Raw genomic sequence first — 3,343 nt, 5'->3', positions numbered from 1 at the left:
CTTCCGCTCGTTGGGCCTTCCGTCGCTGGGTCCATCGCCGATCAACTGATCCGAACCGCCGTGTACGGACCCGTACGCACGGTGGTGCGGGAGGGGTCGGGCCGCGAGGCCTGCCCCTATCCCAATTGTTCTTCGCGGAATGCATCGAAGGATGCACTTTTCGTCCTGGCTGATTATGGCGCCATGCTGATTCGGCATTCGCGAGGTCGCAGTCGCAACCTGTGGAATCCAGGCTAATGGCAGACCGCCGCGCTCAATTGCTCCCTGATCGGGCCGAGCGCAAGCGCCGGCAGGTAGGTGAGCGTCGCAAATATGAGGGTGAATAGCTGGTTGAGTGCGATCGTCACGAGCGCGACCTTGCGTCAGCCGCGCGCACGCATCGCTGCCTTACTGCACGCGGTGTCCAGTGGGTCGCGCCACTTCGATCGGTTCTCTCCGTGCGGGTTTCGTCGGTGATCCGGAGTCTAGGATCGGCATTCACGCACCACAAGAAAAAATGTCGTAAAGAACCTTGCAGCGGCCGATTTATATTTTTCGTATTGCGTCAGGCACTGGCAAACTCGATCGTCGGTTCGCAGCGGATGGGGAAATTGACGGAGTTCGCCACGTAGCATTTCTCGTGAGCCGTGTGGTGCAATCGTGCGGCCAGTTCTCGATCGTCGCCGACGCGAATGACGACCCGCGGGTGCAGCACGATTTCCGTGAATCGACCCTGTTCGGGGCTGTCGAGCATCGTGCCTTCCGCATCGTCGTCGTAGGAAACCACGCAGATGCCGGCATCCGCGCACAGATGCAGGTACCAGAGCTTATGGCAGGCCGACGCCGAAGCCACGAGCAGATCTTCGGGATTCCAGCGCGCCGCATCGCCGAGGAACGCGGCGTCGGACGAGCCTGCGATGTCCGGCTTGGCGCCCGCGCGAATGACGTGATCGCGGCCGTACGCGCGATATCCGGATGTACCGGACCCTTTGTTGCCCGTCCATTGCACGGAAACGCGGTACTTGTGTTCACCGTATGCCATCGTGCTCTCCTTCGATATCGAAACATTGAATGTGGACCGTGGACCGGCGATGCCGGAACGCACTCGTCGAACCCGCCGGCGACATTGTGGCACCGGAAATCGATTTGGTATACCATTATTCCAAATCAACGATGGCTTGAGCATGGAAACAAAGTTCGATTCCACGGCGGATACGGTGGCCGCTTCGCTGCGCGAAATGATCGTCGGCGGCGAGCTGGGCGGCGGGGAGCGTCTCGTCGAACGAGACCTGGCCGACCGCTTCGGAATCAGCCGGATACCGCTGCGCGAGGCCATTCAACGACTGGCTCGCGAAGGCCTGGTGGATATCTTCAGGAATCGCGGCGCGGTCGTGCGGATGCTGACTGCGTCGGACGTGAAGGAGATCTACGATTTGCGGGCGCTCCTCGAAGGCGACGCAATCTTTCGGAGCGCGAAGCAGCTCGATACCGAAACACTGGCGCGGGCCGAACTCGTCCATCGCCTGCTTGGCGACGCGCAGACGCCGGCGCGGCAGGGAGAGCTCAACCGGGAATTTCACGAACTCCTGTATTCGCGCTGCGGGAACGAGCGTCAGCTCAACGCGATCCGGGAATTGCGCGGCCAGGTCGAACGATACGAGCGTTTGCAGAACACGCTGCTTGCAGATACGCCGTCGTTCCAGCACGAGCACGAGGAAATCCTGCAAGCGTGTCGGGAACGCAATGCGCGAGCGGCCCGCTCGATGACCGTCGCGCATCTCGACTCGGCCAGGGATATCGTGATGCGGCTCGTCGAAGGCGGGTGAGTGCGGCGGGCAGCGCACGCGACCGTAGCGGGCGGAGGACGTGACATGAACGTGATCCAGTTTGCATTGCTCGGTGCGCTGGCTTGTGCCGGCGTTGCCGTCTCGGCGCACGGTTTCTTGCCGAATGGCGATGCGGCAACGCCGAATTCCATGCAGCGGCCCTCAGTGCAGGGGCGAGGCCCGGTGACGTGCTCGTTCGGAGTTGCGAGCGACAGCGCGGTGCGGGCAGATGATGGAGGGTTCGGGGGTTCGGGTGATGAGTGGCGACACCTGTCTGTCGCGCCATCGATGCGGCCGCGCCGATCGCTTCCGATATCCGACCCTATGCCCGCAGCGTGACCGCGAGTCACCCCGCACCCGACAGTTCCGACGAAACCGCCGCCTATTGAACGGCCGTAACCGGAATGCTGGAAATTCGCACGAGGCGAGCGAGCACGCTGCGGCGGAACAGCGACAGGATTGAATGGACCGGGTCGTGACGCGGCGCGACGACGACGATTTCGTCGCAGCCGTTCTCGGTGGCCGCGGCGGCGATCGTGTCGGCAACCGGGCCGACCTTCATCACGACGCTGTAACTGACGCCGGCGTCCTTCAGAATCCGCTCGGCCTTCGCCAGTTCGCCCTCGGAGAAATGCTGCTCGATCTCGCGAAGCCGCGACAGCGGATGGTAGGCCTCGAGCCGGGTCGATTCCAGCGGCGGCTGGACATTGATCAGCACGATTTCCGACGCGCAGCGTTCGCGATAGAGGAACGTCGCATGGCGAACCGCCTGCAGCGAGCGGGGAGAGTGGCCAACCGGCACAAGCAGCTTGAGCATGAAGGATGTCCCAGTAACAAGGTGCTTTCAGCGTAGCGCGTGGCCGGCCGGGATGATCTAAAGAGATCGGGCGCCCGTATAAAAATGTCGAAAAAAATGCGTCGGCGGTGCCCGGCGGTTCCGTATCGCTTACTAGAAATATAAGAAATTTAAGTTTATGCGCATAAACGTTTACACCGGGCGCACGCCGTTCGCCCGGCGCGCTATCGGCGCACAACAAAGTCTGCAGTAACCAGGAAGAGCGGTTTCAGAAACATCAAAGTATGCAGCCTAGGGGAAAAGTATGGTTCAGCGCACCATTTCGAGTGCGTTTGGCTATCGCGCCTTGTTTTTGATAGTCCGGTGCCGGGTAGAACCTCCTCCGGAAATTCGGACCGGCGGCGTAGGCCCGACGTCTGCGGCAATCGAACGTCTCCGGCGTGCCGATCAGGCGTCTCTTCGCTAAAAATCCTCTGCATTATCACGGTTATATTTGACGGGGTCGTATCGTTTCCAGCGATTTCTCGCTGCTCGAGGCGGGGCCGCCGATGTCGTAGGGTGGCAATTGCAGGACCACGATGGGTGTCGGTATCTGCTTTCCGAGGCTGACGGTCAGCGTTGCGGCGTCATCGTTCGCCATCGGTACGCTGCTCGGCCTCACGGGCGCGCTCGCGAAGCTATCGGAATACGCGCCGCTGGAATGGCTGGGCCGGCTCTATACGACACTCGTACGCGCGCTGCC

The 3,343-nt window shown here is 61.6% G+C and carries 3 protein-coding genes; 1 reads left to right on the top strand and 2 read right to left on the bottom strand.

The genetic code is table 11. The features are described from left to right. Positions 1-544: 544 nt before the first annotated feature. On the bottom strand, positions 545-1,021 hold the full coding sequence (locus DID96_RS37350) for an OsmC family protein (protein WP_124604297.1): 477 nt from the start codon (positions 1,019-1,021) through the stop codon (positions 545-547). 49 nt (positions 1,022-1,070) lie between these two features. Between DID96_RS37350 and DID96_RS37345 the strand changes: the two genes are divergently transcribed. Next, positions 1,071-1,805: a GntR family transcriptional regulator gene (locus tag DID96_RS37345; protein WP_260464172.1), complete on the top strand. Its 735-nt coding sequence runs from the start codon at positions 1,071-1,073 to the stop codon at positions 1,803-1,805. A gap of 382 nt (positions 1,806-2,187) precedes the next feature. Here DID96_RS37345 and DID96_RS37340 read toward each other — a convergent pair whose 3' ends face one another. Continuing rightward, positions 2,188-2,622, bottom strand: a complete 435-nt coding sequence (locus DID96_RS37340) for a universal stress protein (RefSeq protein WP_124604293.1) — start codon at positions 2,620-2,622, stop codon at positions 2,188-2,190. Positions 2,623-3,343: the final 721 nt, after the last annotated feature.

This window comes from Burkholderia sp. Bp8963 (assembly GCF_003854275.1).
Lineage (GTDB): Bacteria > Pseudomonadota > Gammaproteobacteria > Burkholderiales > Burkholderiaceae > Burkholderia.
Note: the sequence above shows the minus strand (reverse complement) of the source record. Positions and strands in the feature narration are given on the sequence as shown.